This is a genomic window from Parapusillimonas granuli, assembly GCF_013416525.1.
In the GTDB taxonomy this organism is placed as follows: domain Bacteria; phylum Pseudomonadota; class Gammaproteobacteria; order Burkholderiales; family Burkholderiaceae_B; genus Parapusillimonas; species Parapusillimonas granuli.
On record NZ_JACCEM010000006.1, the window covers coordinates 188,310 to 208,556 of the forward strand.

The 20,247-nt window shown below is 67.3% G+C and carries 19 protein-coding genes; 18 read left to right on the plus strand and 1 reads right to left on the minus strand.

Annotation, left to right across the window (positions count from 1 at the left end):
* Nucleotides 1-2: 2 nt before the first annotated feature.
* From H0A72_RS12815 to trmD, 12 genes are all read left to right on the plus strand, one after another.
* On the plus strand, nt 3-1,370 hold the full coding sequence (locus tag H0A72_RS12815; RefSeq protein WP_180155890.1) for a hypothetical protein: 1,368 nt from the start codon (nt 3-5) through the stop codon (nt 1,368-1,370).
* Between the two features lie 58 nt (nt 1,371-1,428).
* The gene (locus H0A72_RS12820; RefSeq protein WP_180155892.1) at nt 1,429-1,791 is read left to right on the plus strand and encodes a hypothetical protein; all 363 of its coding nucleotides are present in this window, start codon (nt 1,429-1,431) and stop codon (nt 1,789-1,791) included.
* A complete protein-coding gene (locus H0A72_RS12825) occupies nt 1,788-3,491 on the plus strand; it encodes an ATPase, T2SS/T4P/T4SS family (protein ID WP_180155894.1) in 1,704 nt (567 codons plus the stop codon). The genes H0A72_RS12820 and H0A72_RS12825 overlap by 4 nt, the downstream gene beginning before the upstream one ends.
* Nucleotides 3,488-4,609: a hypothetical protein gene (locus H0A72_RS12830; RefSeq protein ID WP_180155896.1), complete on the plus strand. Its 1,122-nt coding sequence runs from the start codon at nt 3,488-3,490 to the stop codon at nt 4,607-4,609. The genes H0A72_RS12825 and H0A72_RS12830 overlap by 4 nt, the downstream gene beginning before the upstream one ends.
* 29 nt (nt 4,610-4,638) lie before the next feature.
* Nucleotides 4,639-5,217, plus strand: a complete 579-nt coding sequence (locus tag H0A72_RS12835) for a type 4 pilus major pilin (protein ID WP_180155899.1) — start codon at nt 4,639-4,641, stop codon at nt 5,215-5,217.
* Nucleotides 5,218-5,221: 4 nt separating this feature from the next.
* Entirely contained in the window at nt 5,222-6,244 is a 1,023-nt protein-coding gene (locus H0A72_RS12840; protein WP_180155900.1) for a hypothetical protein, read from the plus strand.
* Nucleotides 6,245-6,399: 155 nt separating this feature from the next.
* The gene (locus H0A72_RS12845) at nt 6,400-6,912 is read left to right on the plus strand and encodes an ureidoglycolate lyase (RefSeq protein WP_180155902.1); all 513 of its coding nucleotides are present in this window, start codon (nt 6,400-6,402) and stop codon (nt 6,910-6,912) included.
* A gap of 106 nt (nt 6,913-7,018) precedes the next feature.
* The gene (alaS, locus tag H0A72_RS12850) at nt 7,019-9,640 is read left to right on the plus strand and encodes an alanine--tRNA ligase (RefSeq protein ID WP_180155904.1); all 2,622 of its coding nucleotides are present in this window, start codon (nt 7,019-7,021) and stop codon (nt 9,638-9,640) included.
* 12 nt (nt 9,641-9,652) lie between these two features.
* The gene (locus H0A72_RS12855) at nt 9,653-9,907 is read left to right on the plus strand and encodes a sulfurtransferase TusA family protein (protein WP_180155906.1); all 255 of its coding nucleotides are present in this window, start codon (nt 9,653-9,655) and stop codon (nt 9,905-9,907) included.
* A 119-nt stretch (nt 9,908-10,026) separates the two neighbouring features.
* Nucleotides 10,027-10,281, plus strand: coding sequence for a 30S ribosomal protein S16 (gene rpsP / locus H0A72_RS12860; protein ID WP_180155908.1), 255 nt, complete (start codon nt 10,027-10,029; stop codon nt 10,279-10,281).
* Nucleotides 10,282-10,295: 14 nt separating this feature from the next.
* Nucleotides 10,296-10,892, plus strand: coding sequence for a ribosome maturation factor RimM (gene rimM / locus H0A72_RS12865; protein WP_180155910.1), 597 nt, complete (start codon nt 10,296-10,298; stop codon nt 10,890-10,892).
* An 11-nt stretch (nt 10,893-10,903) separates the two neighbouring features.
* Nucleotides 10,904-11,668 carry a tRNA (guanosine(37)-N1)-methyltransferase TrmD gene (gene trmD / locus H0A72_RS12870; protein WP_180155912.1) on the plus strand — a complete coding sequence of 255 codons (765 nt, stop codon included), beginning with the start codon at nt 10,904-10,906 and terminating at the stop codon, nt 11,666-11,668.
* Between the two features lie 95 nt (nt 11,669-11,763).
* On the opposite strand, the gene H0A72_RS12875 is transcribed toward trmD, so the two are convergent.
* Nucleotides 11,764-14,619, minus strand: coding sequence for a valine--tRNA ligase (locus H0A72_RS12875; protein ID WP_180155914.1), 2,856 nt, complete (start codon nt 14,617-14,619; stop codon nt 11,764-11,766).
* A gap of 295 nt (nt 14,620-14,914) precedes the next feature.
* On the opposite strand from H0A72_RS12875, the gene ndk reads away from it, so the two are divergent.
* From ndk to H0A72_RS12905, 6 genes are read left to right on the plus strand one after another with little or no spacing between them, the layout of a single operon-like run.
* Nucleotides 14,915-15,340: a nucleoside-diphosphate kinase gene (gene ndk, locus H0A72_RS12880; protein WP_180155915.1), complete on the plus strand. Its 426-nt coding sequence runs from the start codon at nt 14,915-14,917 to the stop codon at nt 15,338-15,340.
* A gap of 37 nt (nt 15,341-15,377) precedes the next feature.
* Nucleotides 15,378-16,529 carry a dual-specificity RNA methyltransferase RlmN gene (rlmN, locus tag H0A72_RS12885; RefSeq protein WP_180155916.1) on the plus strand — a complete coding sequence of 384 codons (1,152 nt, stop codon included), beginning with the start codon at nt 15,378-15,380 and terminating at the stop codon, nt 16,527-16,529.
* Nucleotides 16,526-17,023: a helix-turn-helix domain-containing protein gene (locus H0A72_RS12890; RefSeq protein WP_180155918.1), complete on the plus strand. Its 498-nt coding sequence runs from the start codon at nt 16,526-16,528 to the stop codon at nt 17,021-17,023. Before rlmN ends, H0A72_RS12890 begins: the two co-directional genes overlap by 4 nt.
* Nucleotides 17,020-18,303: a flavodoxin-dependent (E)-4-hydroxy-3-methylbut-2-enyl-diphosphate synthase gene (ispG, locus tag H0A72_RS12895; RefSeq protein WP_180155920.1), complete on the plus strand. Its 1,284-nt coding sequence runs from the start codon at nt 17,020-17,022 to the stop codon at nt 18,301-18,303. Before H0A72_RS12890 ends, ispG begins: the two co-directional genes overlap by 4 nt.
* A gap of 12 nt (nt 18,304-18,315) precedes the next feature.
* Nucleotides 18,316-19,605, plus strand: coding sequence for a histidine--tRNA ligase (hisS, locus tag H0A72_RS12900; RefSeq protein ID WP_180155922.1), 1,290 nt, complete (start codon nt 18,316-18,318; stop codon nt 19,603-19,605).
* Between the two features lie 5 nt (nt 19,606-19,610).
* Nucleotides 19,611-20,246, plus strand: a complete 636-nt coding sequence (locus H0A72_RS12905) for a YfgM family protein (RefSeq protein ID WP_180155924.1) — start codon at nt 19,611-19,613, stop codon at nt 20,244-20,246.
* Nucleotide 20,247 lies beyond the last annotated feature (1 nt).

Sequence of the window (20,247 nt, forward strand, 5' to 3'; positions counted from 1 at the left end):
CCATGACGGAAACTTTCATACTGCCGCTGCCCGACGCGGGCCTGGTCTTCGGGCTGGACTGGTTTCCGCTGGTCGGCCGCAAGGCGGCGCAGGGCGGGCGGCGGCTGGCGCGGCGGCATCGCGCCGGCCATTGGCTGCTGGCGGGCGCGCCGCCGGCGGCCGTGGGCCTGCTGGCCATGAAAGCCGGGCGGGGGCAAGGGCTCTTGTACTCCGCCGCCCAGAACCTGGCGCAGCTGTACCCGCAAGGCAGCTACGCCATGCTGCTCGAACTGGACGGCCGGGGCTGCTGGCTGGCCGCCGTCCACGACGGCATCGTCGTTTCGCGCAGCGACAGGCTGTATCGCGCCCGCCATGACGCCGTCCGCTTCCTGGACGAATTGCGGCCCGCCTTCCCCCGGCTCCAGTTGCTGGGCGAACCCGGCGCGCCCGCTGCGCCCGATCTCGCGGCGCTCGGTTCGGCGTGCGCGCCCGAAAGCCGTTTGCAGCCCTTGCGGCGCTGGCGGCCCCTGCTGCCCCGGCCGCTGCGGTACTTCGTGCTGGCGCTGCTGGTCGCCGTCCTGGGGCCGCGGCTGTGGGCGTTCATGCAGCCGGGTGGGCCGGCGGCGGGGTCCGGCGCTCCGGGCATCGATCCGGCCGCCGCATGGCGCCAGGCGGTCGTCCAGTCCGCCGCGGGCCGGGTGCTGCACGGCGTGCCGGGCACGCAGGCGCTGCTCGATACCTTGTACGCGCTGCCGCTCTGGGTGGGCGGCTGGAAACTCACCAAGGCCGAATGCCTGCCCCTGGCCTCGAACTGGCGGTGCAAGGCGCGCTTCGAGCGGGCGGGACGGCCGGCCAGCAACCAGACTTTCCTCGAACAGGCGCAGCCGGAATGGGCCGTCGAATTCACGCCCACCGAACACGCCGGGGCCGGCTGGCAGCTGCCGTCGCGGGGCGGGGCGCTGGCGCACCACCGCCTGGCGACGGTGGACGAGAACGAACGCGCGCTCATCAGCGCGCTTCAGGCCATCAAGCCGGGCTTCGCGCAGCTGCATGTTGCCGCGACGGCCGCGCTGCCCGTCGCGGCGCCGACGGATCCCGACGGCAGGCCCTTGCCCCGGCCCGCCGGCCTGCCGGTCTATCACCGGCGCGCCTTGCGGGCCGTGGGGCCCTTGCGCTCGGCGGCGCTGCTTTTGCCTCACACGGCTCATGTGGCCTGGGATAAAGCTGAACTCGTCCTCGGCGCGGCCGACCGGCCCACGCTAACGCACAGCGGCCTGACCTTGACTCTCGAAGGAGCAATCTATGAAATCAGCAATGGCCCATTCACCCCTCGCGGGGCGGCCGACGGCGCCGCCAAGGGCTCCGGCGCCACGCCGGCGCCGGGGCCTTGAACTTGCGGCGGCGCTGGCGCTGGCATTGGCCGCAAGCCACTGCCTCGCGGCGGCCGACATGGCATCGGCGGAAATGAGCGTGCGCGAACTCATGCACCTGGATGCCGAGCTGGCGCGCAAGCAGGCCAGGCAGCGTTTGAACGCCGCGGGTCCGCCGCTGGAAGCCCCCGCCGCCGGCGGCGGCAGCCCCGCGTTGCACGTGGCGGCCATCTACGGGGTGGGCAAGAAACTGCTCGCCGAGGTCGTCATCGGCGCGCGCAGCCACATCTACATGCGCGGCCAGGCGCTGCCCGTGGGCGGCAAGGCCGGCCCCGGCACCTACCTGCTGCGCGGCATCTCGGGCTCCTGCGTCCATCTGGAACGCGCCGGCGACAGCCAGACGCTATGCCTGCGGCCGGGGCTGTGGGCGGCCCGGCCATGAGCCGCCTGCTACCGTGGCGCCGGGGCGGGCCGGACACGCCTCTGCACGACGCGCCCGCGCCCAGGTTCGACTCCGCGTCGGCCGTGGTCATCAGCGGCCCCGACGACCTGGCAAGGCTGAAGCCGCGCTTCATGCATGCCCTGGGCAATGAGTTCGACGTCGAGGCGCTGGCGGGGCGGCTGGTGCCGGTGCTGCTGGAAGACAAGTCCGTGGCCGTCTTCGCGCTCGCGGAACACGTCGGCAGCGATCAGGCCGACGAGCTCGTCCGCCGCATCCGCGCGCGGGGCGGCATGCTGGCCTCTCCGTCCCGCTACGTGCTGGCGGCGCCGCTGCTGCTGGCCGTCTCGCGGCGGCAGATCACCGGCCAGGCGCTCGGCCTCGCGGCGGGCGCCGGCGGCGGCGCCGCGCGCACCGCGCCGGCCGAAGCCTTCCAGGACATCATCGAATGGGGCGTGCGCAACGGTGCGAGCGACATCCACCTCAATGTGCGGCAGGGCGAGGCCGAATCCGAAATCAAGTACACCGTGGCCGGCCGGTATCTCGCGCCGGAGCGGTTCCGGCGCCTGCCCACCAGCACGCTGTTCGACATGCTGTCCGTGGCCTGGATGGACATCCAGGGCGGCAACGGCGCGGTCTTCGACCCGGGCATCGAGCAGCAGGGCGGGCTGCTGCGGCAGGTGGACGGCAGGCGCATCGTGCTGCGCTGGTCGTCCCTGGCGGCGGACGCCGGGCCCAGCGTCTGCCTGCGCGTGCAGCACGATGCCGGCGCGGATCTGCCCACGCTTGAACAGCTGGGCTATCTGCCCGAGCAGGTGCGCAGCATACGCCGCGTGATGCTGTCCGAAAGCGGGGCCGTCGTCATCGCGGGCGTGGTGGGCTCGGGCAAGTCCACCAGTCTGGCCTCCCTCATCGCCGGCCTGCCGCCGCACCGCAAGGTCGTCACGATCGAAGACCCGGTCGAATACCGCATACCCGGCGCCATCCAGAACACCATCGCGCGCCATCTCGACACCGAGACGCATGCGGGCTTCGCCGCCAAGCTCAGGTCCCTGAAGCGCTCCGCCATGACCGACGTGCTGCTCGGCGAGGTCCGCGACCCTCAAACCGGGCGCGCCTTCATGGATCTCGCGGGGTCGGGCGTCAACGTCTACACCACCGTGCACGCCCCCTCGGCCCAGCGCATCCCCGACCGGCTGGCATCCGATTTCATCGGCGTGCCGCGCGAATTCCTGGCCGCGCCGGGCATGCTCAAGCTGCTGGTCTTCCAGGCCCTCCTGCCCTTGCTGTGCCCGCACTGCGCCTTGCCCATGTCGTCCTTGCTGCGCACCGATGCCCAAGGCCGGGCGCACCCTTCGGGCATGCCATGGCCCGAATGGCTGGGCCTGTTCCAGGCGCTGTATGGGCGCGACCTGGACCCATACCGGGTCCGCAATGCGCGCGGCTGCGAGTCCTGCAGGCAGGGGCGGCCGCCGCAGCTCCATGGCTACGCGGGCCGCGCCATTGCCGCCGAGCTCTACGAGCCCGACCTCGCGCCGGGCCCGGCGCTCAGCGCCATGGACGCCGCCGTATCCAAGGCCCGCCGGGGCCTGATCGACCCGCGCGACATCGAGGCGCGCTTCCACGCCTTCGAAACCGAGGCCATGCGCCGCGCCGCGCACGGCCGCCCGGCGGTTCTTCCTGGCTTGAAGGTGGCCTCATGAACTTTCCCTTTCTGGGCGCATCGGCGCAAGCGCTCATGCATCGCATCGATTGCTGGCGCTTCGCCGGCCGGCGCGCGGACTATTACGAGTACCTGGCGGCCTTGCTGTCCGGCATGCAAGGGGCGCGCACCTTGCGCGACATCTTTCTGCACGACGCCCGGCGCCACGGGCGATCCAGCCTCAGGGGCCGCTTGTCCCAGGCCTGGCTGCACGGCTTCCAGGCGGCGGGCGGCGACCTCCACGCCACCTGGGCCGGCTGTTTTTCGCCCTCCGAACTCGCCTTGATCCGCACCGCCCAGGCCCACGGCAACGCCGCCCTGGCCGAGACGCTCGCGGCCTTGTCCGGCGCGCAGCGCCTGGCCGAGCAGGCCGGCAGGATATTGTCGTCCACGCTGTGGTCTTCGGTGATCGCCATGGCGCTGCTCGCAAGCATGCTGGCGGCCGTGCCGTTGTACACCCTGCCGGGGCTGCTGCAGGCTTTCGCCGCGGTTCCGGCGTCCTTCCACGGCCCCCGCACGCAGGCGCTGTCGGCGCTTGCCGGCCTGCTGCAGGCGCACTGGCCCCTGCTGGCCGTGCTGGGGGCCGGCGGCGGCGCGCTGCTGCTGTGGTCTATTCCGAACCTGGGCGGCAGGCTGCGCCGCAAGCTCGACCGGCACATGCCGTGGCGCCTGTACCGGGACGTCCAGGCACTGCGCTTCCTCAACTTCCAGGCCATATTGCTCGACGGCGACGAGGCCGGGCCCTTGCCCCTGCGCACGGCCCTGGCCATGCAGAAGCTGGGCGCGAGCCCATGGCTCGCCGGGCACATAGACGCCATGCTGGCGCGCATCGATTCCGGGCTCGCGGGCCCGGATACCTTCGACAGCGGCCTGATGGACCGCGAGCTGTTCTGGTTCTTCAGCGACATGGCCATGGCGCGCGGCTTGCGCGCGGGCCTGCGGCTGGGCGCCGAGCGCCTGCGCGGCCACGTCCTCGATACGCTGGCGCGCCGCGCCGCGGTCCTGCGCTGGTGCATCTTGCTGTCCTGCCTCGGCTGCCTGCTGGCGCTCGCCTTGTGGCACTACGCCGTCGTCGACGAACTGCGCCGTTCCCTCATGATTTTCTACGCAAGCCAATGAAGGCGCGCGTCATTTCCCAGGAGACCTCCATGTCCGCCATCCAGTCCCATTCCCTCGTCAAGTCCAGCCAGCAGGGTCTGTCCCTGATCGAAGTCTCGATCGTCACCGCCATCGTGCTCCTGCTGGCCATCATCGGCGTGCCGGCCATAGGCGCCTATGTGGTCGAAAACAAAGTCCCCAAGGTGGGCGAGGAAATCGCGCGCTTCATCCTCCAGACCAAGGTGAACGCCTCGAACGCCACCGCCGCGCCTTACCAGGGCATCGATACGGCGAACTTCGCGAACCTGGTCCGCGACTCCAGCATATTCGCGGTGTCCGGCGAAGGCTCCACCCTGAAAGTGCTGCACGGGCTGGGCGGCGAAGGACAGGTCAGCGTGGCGGCCGAGGAAGCCGGCGCGTCGTTCTCCATCACGCTGTCCAAGGTCCACAATGCCGCCTGCCCGTCCATCGCTTCCATCCTGCAACGGGTGTCGGACAGCATGACGGTCGCGCCGGGCGGGCAGGGGGCCACCGTGATCAAAAGCGACACCGTCCTGTACAGCGCCCTGGCGGCGGAATCCCGCTGCGCCAAGGGCGACGTGAACACCTTCGTGTTCACCGCCGGCTGAGGCCATGGCAAGCCAACGCGGGCTGGGGCTGGTCGAGCTGATGCTGGTGGCCGCCGTGGCGACCCTGCTTGCCGCATGGGGCGCGGGCACGCTCGCGCACCGCATGGACGAAGCCCTTGCCCAGTCCGGCGCGGCCTGGATGCTGTCCGTCCGCCAGGCCCTGCACAGCTATCTGGAGCGATACGGCCCCGTGATCGCGCACGCCGAAGACCGGGCCGCCCTTGGCGCGCACGGGTATGCCGATTGGTCGGCGCCGGAACTGCATGAGCTCAAGGCGGACCGCCTGCTCTCCCAGGGCTTTCCGGAGCACGTATCCCCGGGCGGCGGCGCCTCGATCAAGGTCCTGCGGCAGGGCGCATGCCCGGGGCCGGGCTGCCACGTCGAGGGCCTGGTCCACAGCAAGCAGCCTTTCCTGCGGCGGTCTTCGGGCCAGGTCGACGAGCACATGGTGGCCCAATGGCTTCTGTCCAGCAAGGGGTGGGGGGCGGCGGTGAGCGCGCGGCGCCCGGAATGGATACAGGGCCCCGCCTTCCGTTTCGGCAATCCCTCGTGGCCCGGGCCGGCGCTGGCCCCCGGCTCGGTGGCCATGGCGGTCACGCGCGAGCATCTGCGCGAGTTCGAATACCTGCGGGTCGGCGACTTGCGAGATCCCGACTTCCGCGCCGACGCCGGCGTGGCCGGCGAACTGCGGGTGGGCGCGGGCCTGGACCTCGGGGGCTATTTGCGCATGGAGGCGGGCGGCGCCATGCACCAGGCCTGCGCGGCGGACGGCGCCTTCACGCGCGACCCCGAAAAAGGCTTGCTGATGTGCCGCAACGGAGCCTGGCGCGCGGCCAGCCGCGCGGGCGGCGGGGGGTTCTCGATCAATCAGTTCTGGGGCTGCGCCAACAGCAGCGGGATGGCGACGGCGAATCCGCTGACCGGCTCATGCTCGTGCCCGCCCGCCACCTATCTGGTCCAGATCTCCGACAGCGGCCCCCAGGCTTTCCCGGAAGGGCGGACACAGGGGTATCTGTGCGTGGATTGATCCCGGCGGCGCGCCGGCCGCGGCGCCAGGGCGTGGCCGGCGCGGCCCGCGGCATGGGGCGTGGTTGACACGGCATGACCGGCGGGCGATCATGCCGCTACGGGCGCGGCCCGGTTCGGCAGGCGCGCATGCGTCATCGGCAACAAGGGCGGGCAATGAATATCCTGAAACTGGAAATGCTTAGCAAGGAAGCGTTCGCGCCTTTCGGCGAGGTCATCGAAATCGAAGGCAGCGATTGGCATCCCATCAACGGTGGCACCACACGCCGCTACCACCACCTCGCTCCCATAGACGCCGGCCCGGAAGGCGGGCGCCCGGGCATCAGCATGGCGCGCGGCCAGGCCTTCAGCTATCCGGTCTTCGTGTCCATGCTGGAACGCCACCCGGCCGGCAGCCAGGCCTGGATACCCTGCACGCAAACCGCCTTCCTCGTCGTGGTGGCGCCCAACGGGCCCGACGGCCGGCCCGACGAAACAGGCTTGCGGGCATTCCGCGCAAGCGGTAGCCAGGGCGTGAATTACCGCGCGGGCACTTGGCACCACCCCTTGACCACCTTGGACCGCCAGGGCGACTTCATCATCGTGGACCGCGTTGACGGCGCGCCCAATTGCGACGAAGCCGACCTGCGCGCCACTTACCTCATCGACGGTTCGCTCAAGGGCGCCTGAATTTTTCCAGCCGTTTTCCGCTGCGCAACGGCTGGATCGCTTTTGCGCAAAACGCTTTTTATGCCTCTATAATTACTGGTTACCCATCAACCAGCGTCGTTCCGCAATGAAGACCTCAGAAATACGTCAGAAGTTCCTGTCCTTCTTTGAATCGAAGGGGCATCAGGTCGTGCCATCGTCATCGCTCGTGCCGGGCAACGACCCCACCTTGCTGTTCACGAACTCGGGCATGGTGCAGTTCAAAGACGTATTCACCGGCAAGGAAACGCGGCCGTACAGCAGGGCGACCAGCGCGCAGCGCTGCGTGCGCGCCGGCGGCAAGCACAACGACCTGGAAAACGTGGGCTATACCGCCAGGCACCACACCTTCTTCGAGATGCTGGGCAACTTCAGCTTTGGCGACTACTTCAAGCGCGACGCCATACACCATGCCTGGGAACTCCTCACCACGGTGTACGAGCTGCCGGCGGAAAAGCTCTGGGTCACCGTCTACCACGAAGACGACGAAGCCTATGACATCTGGTCCAAGGAAATCGGCGTGCCGGCGGAGCGTATCGTGCGCATCGGCGACAACAAGGGCGCCCGCTATGCGTCCGACAACTTCTGGCAGATGGCCGACACCGGCCCCTGCGGCCCGTGTTCCGAAATCTTCTACGACCACGGCCCGGAAGTCTGGGGAGGCCCCCCGGGCTCGCCCGAAGAAGACGGCGACCGCTACATCGAGATCTGGAACCTGGTGTTCATGCAGTTCGAACGCGACGCGCAAGGCAACATGCCGCGCCTGCCCAAGCCCTGTGTCGATACCGGCATGGGCCTGGAGCGCATCGCCGCCGTGCTGCAGCACGTGCATTCCAACTACGAAATCGATCTCTTCCAGGCGCTGATCAAGGCCGCGGCGCGCGAAACCGGCGCCACCGACCTGAACAACAACTCGCTCAAGGTCATCGCCGACCACATCCGCGCCTGCAGCTTCCTGATCGTCGACGGCGTGATCCCCAGCAACGAAGGGCGCGGTTACGTGCTGCGCCGCATTATCCGCCGGGCCCTGCGCCATGGCCACAAGCTCGGGCAGTCGGGGGTCTTCTTCCACCGCCTGGTGGCGGACCTCGTCAAGGAAATGGGCGCCGCCTATCCCGAACTCGCCGCCCAACAGGCGCGCGTGGAGCAGGTGCTCAAGCAAGAAGAAGAGCGCTTCAGCGAAACGCTGGAGCACGGCATGAAGATCCTCGACGCCGCGCTGGCCGGCGTACCCGAAAACGGCGTGCTGGACGGCCAGACGCTATTCACCCTGTACGACACCTACGGTTTCCCGGTCGACCTGACCGCCGACATCTGCCGCGAGCGCAATGTCCAGGTGGACCTCGACGGCTTCGAGACCGCCATGAATCATCAGCGCGAACAGGCTCGCGCCGCCGGCAAATTCAAGGCCGCCGAAGGGCTGTCCTACAGCGGGGTGGCTACCCGCTTCGAAGGGTACGAGCGCCTGCAGGCGCAGGGCAAGGTCACGGCGCTGTACGTCGACGGCACGTCCGTCGATGCCATCGCCGCCGGCCAGGACGCCATCGTGGTGCTCGACGCCACGCCCTTCTATGCGGAATCGGGCGGCCAGGTGGGCGATACCGGCGTGCTGCGCTCCGGCGCGGCCCGCTTCCAAGTGCAGGACACCCAAAAAATACAGAGCGCCGTATTCGGCCACCATGGCCGCATGGTGGAAGGCGGGCTCAAGGTGGGCGACGCGGTGGACGCCCAGGTCGACATCGCGCAGCGGGCCCGCACGGTGCGCAACCACTCGGCCACCCACTTGATGCACAAGGCGTTGCGCCAGGTGCTGGGCGGCCATGTGCAGCAGCGCGGCTCGCTGGTCGATGCCGACAAGACCCGCTTCGACTTCGCGCACGATGCCCCCATGACCCCGGAGCAAATCGCCGAAGTCGAACGCATCGTCAATGCCGAAGTCCTTTCCAATCACGCCACGCAAGCCCGGCTCATGTCTTATGACGAAGCGGTGCAGGGCGGGGCGGTGGCGCTGTTCGGCGAAAAATACGGCGACGAAGTCCGCGTGCTCGACATCGGCTTCTCGCGCGAGCTCTGCGGCGGCACGCACGTCGCGCGCACCGGCGACATCGGCTTGTTCAAGATCGTGTCGGAAGGCGGCGTGGCCGCCGGCGTGCGCCGCGTCGAAGCCATCACCGGCGACAACGCCCTTGCCTGGGTGCAGCAAACGAACGGCACCTTGCTGCGCGCGGCGGGCTTGCTGCGCGCGCAGCCTGCCGAGCTGGTGGACCGCATCGCCTTGCTCCAGACCCAAATGAAGCAGCTCGAGCGTGACCTGGACCAGGCGAAGAGCAAGCTGGCCGCATCGGCGGGCAACGACCTGGCCGGCCAGGCCATCGCCCTGGACGGCGGCGCGAAGCTGCTGGTGGCCAATCTGGCCGGCGTCGATCCCAAGGCGCTGCGGGGCATGGTCGACCAGCTCAAAGACAAGCTCAAGTCTGCGGTGGTGCTGCTGGCCGCCGTGGCGGACGACAAGATCAGCCTGGTGTCCGGTGTGACGTCCGACCTGACCTCCAAGGTCAAGGCGGGCGAACTCGTGGGCATGGTGGCCGCGCAGGTCGGCGGCAAGGGCGGCGGCCGGCCCGACATGGCCATGGGCGGCGGCACCGACGTCGCCGCGCTGGCGGGCGCCACGGCCGGCGTCGAGGCCTGGGTGCGCGAGCGCCTGGCCTGAGGGCGGCCCGCCATGCCGGACGCCTTCCAACCCGCGCCGCCGCCGGCCGACCTCGAGGTCGACGCCAGCGGGCTGAAATGCCCTTTGCCCATTTTGCGGGCAAAGAAGGCGCTGGCCCAGCTCGCGTCCGGGCAGGTGCTGAAGGTCATCACGACCGATGCCCATGCCCTGCGGGACTTCCAGGCCTTCGCCAAGCAGACGGGCAATGCCCTGGAGGCCCAGATCGAAACCGAGTCCGGCGCGGTGCATTTTCTGCGCCGCCGCTGAAACACCCGACAGTGTTGCTTTTCCCTTACTATTGACCGGTTCGGCATTGTTTGGTTTGCGGAACCCCGCCCAAGAATGCTAGAATCTTTTGTTTTTCACAATATTTTCAAAGGATTACCATGGTTGTGATTCGTCTAGCCCGCGGTGGCTCGAAGAAGCGTCCGTTTTACAACGTTGTAGCCGCCGACTCGCGTAATCGTCGCGATGGACGTTTTATCGAGCGCGTGGGCTTTTACAACCCCGTAGCCAACGAAGGCCAGGAGAGCCTGCGCATCGCCCTGGATCGCGTTCAGCACTGGACCGACAACGGCGCGCAACTGTCGCCTGCCGTGGCTCGCCTCGTCAAGGAATTTTCGGCCAAGGCCGCCGCCTGATACGGCTTCGCGGCATGACAATGCCCGAAGACCTGGTGGAGCTTGGCCGCGTCGTTGCGGCATATGGCGTGAGGGGGCTGATAAAAGTCCAGCCCCATTCGAGCGACGCCGAAGCTTTGCTGGCGGCAAAGACCTGGTGGCTGAGAGCGCCCCTTCCCCCGGGAAGGCTGGGCGCTTTGCCCGTTGCCGTGCCTTACCAGGTGGTCAACTCGCGCGCCCACGCCGACACGGTGGTCGCGCAACTGGAAAACCTGTCCGACCGCAATCTGGCCGAGGCCCTGAAGGCGCACACCGTCTGGATTCCCCGCAGCGAATTTCCCGCCGCCGGGGAAGACGAATACTATTGGATCGATCTGGTCGGCTGCCGGCTGTTCGGCGAGCATGAGGGCGGCCCGCTCCTGATCGGCATCGTCGCCAACGTCATCGACAACGGCGCGCACGCCGTCCTGCAGGTGCAGCGCCATACCGAGGATGAACGCGGCGAGCTCGTTCCGGTATTGACCGAGAAGGGCAAGATCAAGGAAGTCCTGGTTCCTTTCGTCGCCGCCCACGTCCATACCGTGGATCTTCCGCACAAGCGACTGGAAAGCAACTGGCCGGTCGAGTTCTGACGGAGCCGGCCATGCGTTTCGACGTCGTCAGTCTGTTCCCCGATATGTTTTCCGTCGTCAGCGAGCTGGGCGTGACGGGTCGCGCCCGCAAGCAGGGCGTCTGGTCCATCGGCCTGTGGAATCCGCGCGACTTCACCCATGATGCGCATCGCACGGTCGACGACCGCCCTTACGGAGGCGGGCCCGGCATGGTGATGCTGGCCGAACCCCTGGAAGACGCAGTGCGGGCGGCCCGCGCCGGCCGCGCCGACGGCGATTCGGTGCCGGTCGTGCTCATGAGCCCCACGGGCCGGCGCTATAACCAGGCGCTGGCCGAGGACATGGCCCGGGGCGCGGGGGCGATCCTGGTCTGCGGGCGCTATGAGGGGGTGGACCAGCGTTTCATCGACCGCTGCGTGACGGACGAAATTTCAATGGGCGACTTCGTGCTGTCGGGGGGGGAGATCGCGGCGCTGGCGATCATCGACAGCGTCGTCAGGCTGCTGCCCGGCGTGCTGAACGACGCGGAGTCGGCAAGGCAGGATTCTTTCAACCAGGCGCTCACGGGCTTGCTGGACAGCCCGCACTATACGCGTCCCGAATGCCACCAGGGGCTGTCGGTTCCAGCGGAACTGTTGTCCGGGCACCATTCGAACATCGCCGCGTGGCGCAGGCGGCAGTCGCTGGCGCTCACGGCTGCGCGGCGCCCGGACCTGATACTTGCCGCTCGGGAGGCGGGGCTGCTGTCGAGGGCCGACGAAGAATTCTTGAAGGGGCTGGGCGGCGGAATGGCCTGACCGCCCAACGGCGCGGCGTATCGGCCTAAGGCCAGCGCCGCCGACCTTTTGGCGTCAACAGGCCCTGGCCGCGCCGTCGCCCCGCAATCCAATCCTTAGGCCGGCAGCCTGGCCATCTGCTCCCGGACTTTCGCCAGCGTTTCGCCGAACTGCGCCACCCGCGCCTTTTCCTGCTCGACCACCGCGAGCGGCGCGCGCTCCATGAAACTGGCGTTCGACAGCTTCCCGTTGGCCTTCGCGATTTCGTTTTCCAGGCGCTCGATCTCCTTGCCCAGACGCAGCCGCTCGGCCTCCACATCGATCTCGACCCGCAGCATGAGCTGCGCCGAACCCACGACCTGGACCGGCGCGCCGATGTCCGGCAGCCGGTCGACGATTTCCACGCCTTCCAGTTTGGCGAGCGCCGTGAGATACATGCTGTTTTCCGCCAGCATCCCGGCTTCCCCCTGCGCGATCAACGGCACCCGTTGCGCCGGCGACAGATTCATTTCGCCGCGCAGCGCGCGCACCGCTTCGATCTGCGCCTTCAGGCCCGCGACCCGCGCCTCGGCGGCTTCATCGATGAAATCCGGGTTGGCGACCGGATAAGGCTGGACGCACAAGCTGATTTCCTGACCGGGCCGGCGCTTGCCGGCCACCACCGATACCTTCTGCCACAGCTCTTCGGTGATGAACGGAATGATGGGATGCGCCAGCCGCAGCACGGTTTCCAGCACCCGGATGAGGGTGCGGCGCGTGCCCAGCTGCTGGGCCGCGCCGCCGTGCTGGATCTGCGCCTTGGCCATTTCCAGATACCAGTCGCAGTATTCGTCCCAGACGAAATGGTAGATGGCGTTGGCGATGTTGTCGAAGCGGTAGTCCGCGAAGCCGCGTTCGACGTCGGCTTCGAGCCGCTGCAGCCGGCTGACGATCCAGCGGTCCGCGAACGACGATTCCGCCTGGCCGGCCTGGTCGTGCAGCGCGTGCGACTCGGTGTTCATCAGCACGAAGCGCGTGGCGTTCCAGAGCTTGTTGCAGAAGTTGCGATAGCCCTCGCAGCGCTTGAGGTCGAAATTAATGTTGCGGCCCAGGGTCGCGTAGGCCGCCATGGTGAAGCGCAGGGCGTCGGTGCCGTAGGCGGGGAAGCCGTTGGGATAGTCCTTGCTGGTCTTCTTGCGGATGCTTGCCGCCTGCTTGGGGTTCATCAGCCCGCTGGTGCGTTTTTCCAGCAAGGCCTCCAGGCCGACCCCGTCGATGAGATCCACCGGGTCGATGGTGTTGCCCTTGGACTTGCTCATTTTCTTGCCGTCCATGTCGCAGACCAGGCCATGGACGTAGACCGTGTGGAAGGGCACTTTGCCGGTCATGTGCATGCTCATCATGACCATGCGAGCGACCCAGAAGAAGATGATGTCGAAGCCGGTGACGAGCACGCTGGAGGGCAGGTAGCGGTCCAGGTCGGGATTCTGTTCGGGCCAGCCCAGGTCGGTGAAGGGCACCAGCGCCGACGAGAACCAGGTGTCGAGCACGTCGGGGTCGCGCGTGAGCGGGCCCTGGACGCCCGCGGCGCGCGCCTGCCGGATGGCGTCTTCTTCGTTGCGTGCGACGAAGATGCGGCCGTCTTCCGCGTACCAGGCCGGGATCTGGTGGCCCCACCACAGCTGGCGCGAAATGCACCAGTCCTGGATTTTTTCCAGCCACTGGTTGTAGGTGGTGGTCCAGTTGTCCGGGTAGAACTTGATGCGGCCGTCGGCGACGACTTCGAGCGCGACGTCGGTGATGCTTTTGCCCGGGCTGATGGAGCCCTCGGGCGCGGGCTTGCTCATGGCCACGAACCACTGGTCGGTCAGCATGGGCTCGATGACGGTGCCGGTGCGGTCGCCGCGCGGGACCATCAGCTTGTGCGGCTTGACGCTTTGCAGCAGGCCCTGGGCTTCGAGATCGGCCACGATCCGCTTGCGCGCGTCGAAGCGGTCCATGCCGCGATAGGCCTCGGGCGCCTCGCCGGATATCTTGGCGTCCAGCGTCAGGATGCTGATGGATTCCAGCTGATGGCGCTGGCCGACGGCGTAGTCGTTGAAATCGTGGGCCGGGGTCACCTTGACCACGCCGGTGCCGAACTCGCGGTCGACGTAGTCGTCGGCGATGACGGGGATGCGGCGGCCGACCAGGGGCAGGATGACCTGCCGGCCGATCAGGTGGGCGTAGCGCTCGTCTTCGGGGTGCACCATGACGGCCACGTCGCCCAGCATGGTCTCGGGGCGGGTGGTGGCCACCACCAGGTGGGTCAGGCCGCCCGCCGGCGCCGCCAGCGGGTAGCGGATCTCCCACATGGAGCCGTCTTCTTCCTCGCTGACCACTTCCAGGTCGGACACCGCCGTGCCGAGGACCGGGTCCCAGTTGACCAGGCGCTTGCCGCGGTAGATGAGCCCCTGCTCATGCAGGCGGACGAAGGTCTCGACCACGCCGCGCGACAGGTTTTCGTCCATGGTGAAGTATTCGCGCGACCAGTCGCACGATGAGCCCAGGCGGCGGAACTGTTCGGTGATGGCGTTGCCGGACTTGTGCTTCCATTCCCAGACCTTTTCCACGAATTTTTCGCGGCCGAGGTCGTGGCGCGAGATGTTCTGGGCGTCGAGCTGGCGTTCGACCACGATCTGGGTGGCGATGCCGGCGTGGTCCGTGCCGGGAATGAACACGGTGTCGTCGCCGCGCATGCGGTGATAGCGGACCAAGCCGTCCATGACCGTCTGGTTGAAGGCATGGCCCATGTGCAGGGTGCCGGTGACGTTGGGCGGCGGGAACTGGACGACGAAGGGGCGGCTTTCGGCGGGGTTCGCGGGCTCGACGTGCCGGCCTCCCGCAAAATGGCCCCGGCGTTCCCATTCGGCGTACCAGCGTGTTTCTATTTCCTGGGGTTCGAAGCTTTTCGAGAGTTGTTCGGATTCGGTCGATGCGCGATTCGTTGTCATGATGTACAAATAAGATGCTCTGGGGCCCGCGGGCCGGGTGTCCGGTATTTTATGATGGAGCGGGCCCGCTTTGGCGTGCTAAAATGCCCGGTTAACATAAACTTTGCCAAAGTCATTGTTTTTACTGGAAAACTTTTGTTTTCAGCGTGGCTTGATGCGTTATCGCGCCCCATGCTTGGTCCATGTTCGCCCCATGTTTGGTTATCGTGGCTGGCGTGGCGGCTGCGTACCGCCCGCGCTATTTTTGGCAAGGCAATGTGTCGACAACCTTTCTTTTTAACACTTTGGATTCTACATGGCTATTGAACGCACCCTTTCCATCATCAAGCCCGACGCAGTCGCCAAGAACGTCATCGGCCAGATCGTCGCCCGCTTCGAGCAGGCCGGCCTGAAAGTCGTCGCCGCCCGCCTGCAGCAATTGTCGCGCGCCGACGCGGAGCGCTTCTATGCTGTCCACAAAGAGCGTCCCTTCTTCAAGGATCTGGTCGACTTCATGGTGTCGGGCCCGGTGTTCGTGCAAGTGCTCGAAGGTGAAAACGCGATCCAGAAGAATCGCGACCTGATGGGCGCCACCGATCCCAAGAAGGCGGCCGCGGGCACCATCCGCGCCGATTTCGCCGACAGCATCGACGCCAACGCCGTGCACGGCTCCGACGCCTCCGAAACCGCGGCCGTCGAAATCGCCTTCTTCTTTCCCGAAAGCAACATCTATAGCCGTTGATCCCTGACGGGACCGCGCCATTTCCCGCGACCAAGCCATGTCATCCACCGAATCCGTCAATCTCCTGGGCCTGGACTCATCCGCCCTGGCCGAACTGCTGGGGCAATGGGGCTGCAAGCCGTTCCGCGCCAAGCAGCTGATGCGCTGGGTGCACCAGCGCAACGAGGATTCCTTCGACCGGATGACCGACCTGGCGCGGGATTTCCGCCTGCAGCTGGCGGAACGCTGCTCGGTCCATGTCCCGCCGGTGTCGGCCGAGCAGCGCTCCGCGGACGGCACCCGCAAATGGCTCTTCGACGTGGGCAAGAACAACGCCGTCGAAGCGGTGTTCATTCCCGAAGACGACCGCGGCACCCTGTGCATATCCAGCCAGGCGGGCTGCACGGTGGCCTGCCCGTTCTGTTCCACGGGCTACCAGGGCTTCAACCGCAATCTCACGACGGCCGAGATCATCGGCCAGCTCTGGCATGCGCGGCGCGCCCTGGCGGCCGAACCCGACGCCGCCCGCATCGGGCAGCCGTCCGCGGGCGAACCCTCGCGCATCGTCACCAATGTGGTGATGATGGGCATGGGCGAGCCCCTGCTCAATTACGATCAGGTGCTGGGCGCGCTGCGCCTGATGCTCGACGACAACGCATACGGGCTGTCGCGCCGGCGCGTCACGGTCTCCACCTCCGGCGTCGTGCCCATGATGGACCGCCTGGCGCACGACTGCCCGGTGGCGCTGGCGGTATCCCTGCATGCGCCCAACGATGCCTTGCGCGACCGCCTGGTGCCGCTCAACCGCAAGCACCCGCTGTCCGAACTGCTGGCGGCCTGCAACCGCTATCTCGAACATGCTCCGCGCGACTTCATCACTTTCGAATACATCATGCTCGACGGCGTCAACGACGGCGACCAGCATGCCCGCGAATTGATTACTATTGCGGAACAGGTGCGTTGCAAATTCAATCTGATTCCATTCAATCCGTTTCCGCAGTCGGGCCTGAAGCGCTCGCCTGCGCCGCGCGTCCGTCTCTTCGCGCAGCGGCTCATGGACGCCGGCATCGTGACGACGGTCCGCAAGACGCGCGGCGACGACATTGCCGCGGCTTGCGGGCAACTGGCGGGCGACGTCAAGGATCGAACGCGCATCAACGAGCGTCTGCCCGACCGCGCGGTCATTGAAATAAAACAGGAGCGTGGATGACACAACCTTTACTGAAAGAAGAAGCCCAGCCCGAAGCGCCGGCCGCGACGGCCGCCATGGGCGTCGGCGCCACCTTGCGCCACCTCAGGCAGGCCAAGGGCTATACGCCGGCCGAGGTCTCGGCGCGGCTCAAGTTTTCGCATCGCCAGCTCGAAGCGCTGGAGACCGAACAATGGGACCGCCTGCCCGGCGGGATGTCCCTGCGCGGCTTCGTCAAGAATTACGCCCGCTTCCTGGAAGCCGACGTCGACGCGCTGCTGGTCATGCTCGACGCCCAGGTGGGAAGCACCGCGCCCAAGGCCGTGCCCATCACCAGCGCCAATTCGCTCGGCCCCACCGACCTCTCCATCCAGGGCGAGCCGGCGCACCGCCCCTGGGGGTGGATCATCGTCATCCTGATATTATTGTTCGTCGCCGGCTTCTACGCCATCGAACGGGGCTGGGTGCCCGATTCATGGCTGATTTTCGACTGGCTGAAATCCCTCAAGACATGACCGATCATTCCGACCTCGAACCGGTACGCGCGCCCCTGCCGGTGGGCGCGGCGCCGCGCCGCCCCACGCGCCAGGTGCAAGTGGAGTGGGGCGGCCGCATCGTGCGGGTGGGCGGCGACGCGCCCGTGGTGGTGCAGTCCATGACCAACACCGATACGGTCGACGCCATCGCGACGGCCATCCAGGTCAAGGAACTGGCGCAGGCCGGCTCCGAGCTCGTGCGCATCACCGTGAACACGCCGGAAGCGGCGCGCGAAGTGCCCGCCATCCGCGAGCAGCTCGACCGCATGGGGGTGTCGGTGCCGCTGGTGGGCGACTTCCATTACAACGGGCACAAGCTGCTGGGGCAATTCCCCGAGTGCGCGCAGGCCTTGTCCAAGTACCGGATCAACCCCGGCAACATGGGCGGCGGGAAAAAACGCGACGACAATTTCGCGCAGATGATCGAAGTCGCCTGCCGCTACGAAAAACCGGTGCGCATCGGCGTGAACTGGGGCAGCCTGGACCACGAGCTCATGGCCCGCATGATGGACGACAACAGCAAAAGGGCGCAGCCCTGGGACGCCCAGGCCGTCATGCGCGACGCGCTGGTCGTCTCGGCCATCAGCAACGCCCGGCGCGCCGAGGAACTCGGCTTGTCGCCCAACGGCATCGTCCTGTCGTGCAAGGTCAGCCACGTGCAGGACCTGATCACCGTCTATCGGGACCTGTCCGCGCGCTGCGATTACCCCCTGCACCTGGGGCTGACCGAAGCCGGCATGGGCAGCAAAGGCATCGTGGCCTCGACGGCGGCGCTGGCGGTGCTGCTGCAGCAGGGCATCGGCGACACCATACGCATTTCGCTCACGCCCGAGCCGGGCGGCGACCGGACCCGCGAAGTCATCGTGGCCCAGGAAATCCTGCAAAGCATGGGCTTGCGCGCCTTCACGCCCATGGTGGTGGCCTGCCCGGGCTGCGGGCGCACCAGCAGCACGGTCTTCCAGGAACTCGCCGACAGCATCCAGGCCTATCTGCGCCGGCAGATGCCGGTCTGGAAGACGCGCTATCCGGGCGTCGAGACCATGAACGTCGCGGTGATGGGCTGTGTGGTGAACGGGCCGGGCGAAAGCCGCCACGCCGACATCGGCATCAGCCTGCCGGGCACGGGGGAAATCCCCTCCGCGCCCGTCTACATCGACGGCGAACGCAGCGTCACCCTTAAGGGCGATTCCATCGCCGAGGAATTCCAGCTGATCGTCGAGCAATATGTCGAACGCCGCTACGGAGCGGGTAACCAATAACCAGAATCATTTATGACGCAGTCGTTTCAAAAGGTCCGCGCCCTGACGGGCATGAAAGATGTACTACCCGACACGAGCGCCCAGTGGGAAGGGCTCGAAGCAACCGTACGCGACTGGCTCGCCGGCTACGGCTACCGCAACATGCGCACCCCCGTGCTGGAGCACACCCGGCTCTTCACCCGCGGCATCGGCGAAGTCACCGACATCGTCGAAAAGGAAATGTATTCTTTCACGGACAGCCTGAACGACGAACAGCTCACCATGCGCCCGGAATTCACGGCGGGCATGGTGCGCGCGTGCATCGAGCACAACATGCTGTACGAGCGGCCGCAGCGCGTGTATGCGCTGGGTCCGGTCTTCCGCCATGAAAAGCCGCAGCGCGGCCGTTACCGCCAGTTCCACCAGATCGACGTCGAGGCCCTGGGCTTCGCCGGCCCCGACGTCGATGCCGAACTCATCGTCATGCTGGCCCGCCTCTGGAAGCTGCTGGGCCTGGCCGACATCCGGCTGGAACTCAATTCCCTGGGCCAGGCGCATGAGCGCGCCGCGCACCGCGCCGCCCTGATCGAATACCTGGAGCAGCACAAGAGCGTGCTCGACGAGGAAGCCCTGCGCCGGATGTACACCAATCCGCTGCGCGTGCTGGACACCAAGAATCCCGCCATGCAGGCCATGGCCGACAACGCGCCGCGTTTGTTCGACTTCCTGGGGGAGGCGTCGCTGGCGCATTTCCAGGGCGTATGCGAACGCCTGCAGGATGCCGGCATCGCGTACCGGCTCAACCCCAGGCTGGTGCGCGGGCTGGACTACTACAATCTCACCGTGTTCGAGTGGGTCACCGATCGGCTGGGCGCGCAGGGCACCGTATGCGGCGGCGGCCGCTATGACGGCCTGATCGAATTGCTGGGCGGCAAGCCGGCCCCCGCCGTCGGTTTCGCCATCGGCATGGAACGCCTGCTGGACCTCTGCTCGCAGGCGGGCGAGGCCGAGGCGCCGCCCGAATGCCAGGTCTACATGATCCACCAGGGCGAGGCGGCGCAAAGGCGCGCCGCGCTGCTGGCCGAAGAGCTGCGCGACGCCGGCCTGCGGGTCATCGTGCATGCGGGTTCCTCGGGGTTCAAGTCCCAGTTCAGAAGGGCCGATGCCAGCGGCGCGAAGGCGGCGGTCATCCTGGGCGACGACGAACTCGCCTCGGACTCGGCCAGCGTCAAATGGCTGCGGCAGGAAGACGCCGGCGAACAGCCGCAACAGGAGTCGGTCGGGTTCGATCGCTTGACGACAGTTTTGAAAAATAGGGTTTGAGAAGCATGGCATACGATTTGGAAGAACAGGAAAAACTGGATGCGCTCCGGGCATGGTGGGACCGCTATGGCACGCTGTGCGTCGTCCTGGTGTTCGTCGTCGTGGCCGCCATCGTGGGCTGGCGCGGCTGGCAGTGGTACCAGCAGCACAAGGCGACGCAGGCCATGGGGTATTTCGAAGCCCTGGAAGGCGCGGCGGGGCAGCAGGGCGAAGACGCCGTGGCCCGCATCAAGGCGGCCAGCGGCACCCTGCGCCAGGATTTCCCCGATTCCGGCTATACCTCGCGCGGCGTGCTGATCGCCGCCAAGGCCCTCGAGGCGCGCGCCGACGTCGACGGCGCGCGCGAACAGCTCGAATGGCTGACGCGCCATGGCAAGGACGCCTCGCTGCTGCCGCTGGCGCGCCTGCGGCTGGCCGGCGTGCTGCTCGAACAAAAGCAATACGACCAGGCCCTGGCGCAGCTGAACAATCCTCCGGAGTCCTTTGCCGGCCTGTATGCCGACCGCCGCGGCGACATCCTCGCCGCGCAGGGCAAGGCCGACCAGGCCAAGGCCGAATGGGAAAGCGCCGTCAAGGCCCTGGGCCCGGATCCGCTCGCGCAAATCATTCAATTGAAAATCGATGCTTTAGGTGGAGCCTGAT

What these genes read in the sequence shown, in the direction of transcription:
- H0A72_RS12855 (WP_180155906.1), top strand. Translation starts at nt 9,653, where the DNA reads ATGCCGGACGCCTTCCAACCCGCGCCGCCGCCGGCCGACCTCGAGGTC.
- H0A72_RS12840 (WP_180155900.1), top strand. Translation starts at nt 5,222, where the DNA reads ATGGCAAGCCAACGCGGGCTGGGGCTGGTCGAGCTGATGCTGGTGGCC.
- H0A72_RS12815 (WP_180155890.1), top strand. Translation starts at nt 3, where the DNA reads ATGACGGAAACTTTCATACTGCCGCTGCCCGACGCGGGCCTGGTCTTC.
- H0A72_RS12890 (WP_180155918.1), top strand. Translation starts at nt 16,526, where the DNA reads ATGACACAACCTTTACTGAAAGAAGAAGCCCAGCCCGAAGCGCCGGCC.
- H0A72_RS12875 (WP_180155914.1), bottom strand. Translation starts at nt 14,619, where the DNA reads ATGACAACGAATCGCGCATCGACCGAATCCGAACAACTCTCGAAAAGC.
- H0A72_RS12830 (WP_180155896.1), top strand. Translation starts at nt 3,488, where the DNA reads ATGAACTTTCCCTTTCTGGGCGCATCGGCGCAAGCGCTCATGCATCGC.
- H0A72_RS12820 (WP_180155892.1), top strand. Translation starts at nt 1,429, where the DNA reads ATGGCATCGGCGGAAATGAGCGTGCGCGAACTCATGCACCTGGATGCC.
- H0A72_RS12845 (WP_180155902.1), top strand. Translation starts at nt 6,400, where the DNA reads ATGAATATCCTGAAACTGGAAATGCTTAGCAAGGAAGCGTTCGCGCCT.
- alaS (WP_180155904.1), top strand. Translation starts at nt 7,019, where the DNA reads ATGAAGACCTCAGAAATACGTCAGAAGTTCCTGTCCTTCTTTGAATCG.
- rimM (WP_180155910.1), top strand. Translation starts at nt 10,296, where the DNA reads ATGACAATGCCCGAAGACCTGGTGGAGCTTGGCCGCGTCGTTGCGGCA.
- trmD (WP_180155912.1), top strand. Translation starts at nt 10,904, where the DNA reads ATGCGTTTCGACGTCGTCAGTCTGTTCCCCGATATGTTTTCCGTCGTC.
- rlmN (WP_180155916.1), top strand. Translation starts at nt 15,378, where the DNA reads ATGTCATCCACCGAATCCGTCAATCTCCTGGGCCTGGACTCATCCGCC.
- hisS (WP_180155922.1), top strand. Translation starts at nt 18,316, where the DNA reads ATGACGCAGTCGTTTCAAAAGGTCCGCGCCCTGACGGGCATGAAAGAT.
- H0A72_RS12905 (WP_180155924.1), top strand. Translation starts at nt 19,611, where the DNA reads ATGGCATACGATTTGGAAGAACAGGAAAAACTGGATGCGCTCCGGGCA.
- ndk (WP_180155915.1), top strand. Translation starts at nt 14,915, where the DNA reads ATGGCTATTGAACGCACCCTTTCCATCATCAAGCCCGACGCAGTCGCC.
- H0A72_RS12835 (WP_180155899.1), top strand. Translation starts at nt 4,639, where the DNA reads ATGTCCGCCATCCAGTCCCATTCCCTCGTCAAGTCCAGCCAGCAGGGT.
- rpsP (WP_180155908.1), top strand. Translation starts at nt 10,027, where the DNA reads ATGGTTGTGATTCGTCTAGCCCGCGGTGGCTCGAAGAAGCGTCCGTTT.
- ispG (WP_180155920.1), top strand. Translation starts at nt 17,020, where the DNA reads ATGACCGATCATTCCGACCTCGAACCGGTACGCGCGCCCCTGCCGGTG.
- H0A72_RS12825 (WP_180155894.1), top strand. Translation starts at nt 1,788, where the DNA reads ATGAGCCGCCTGCTACCGTGGCGCCGGGGCGGGCCGGACACGCCTCTG.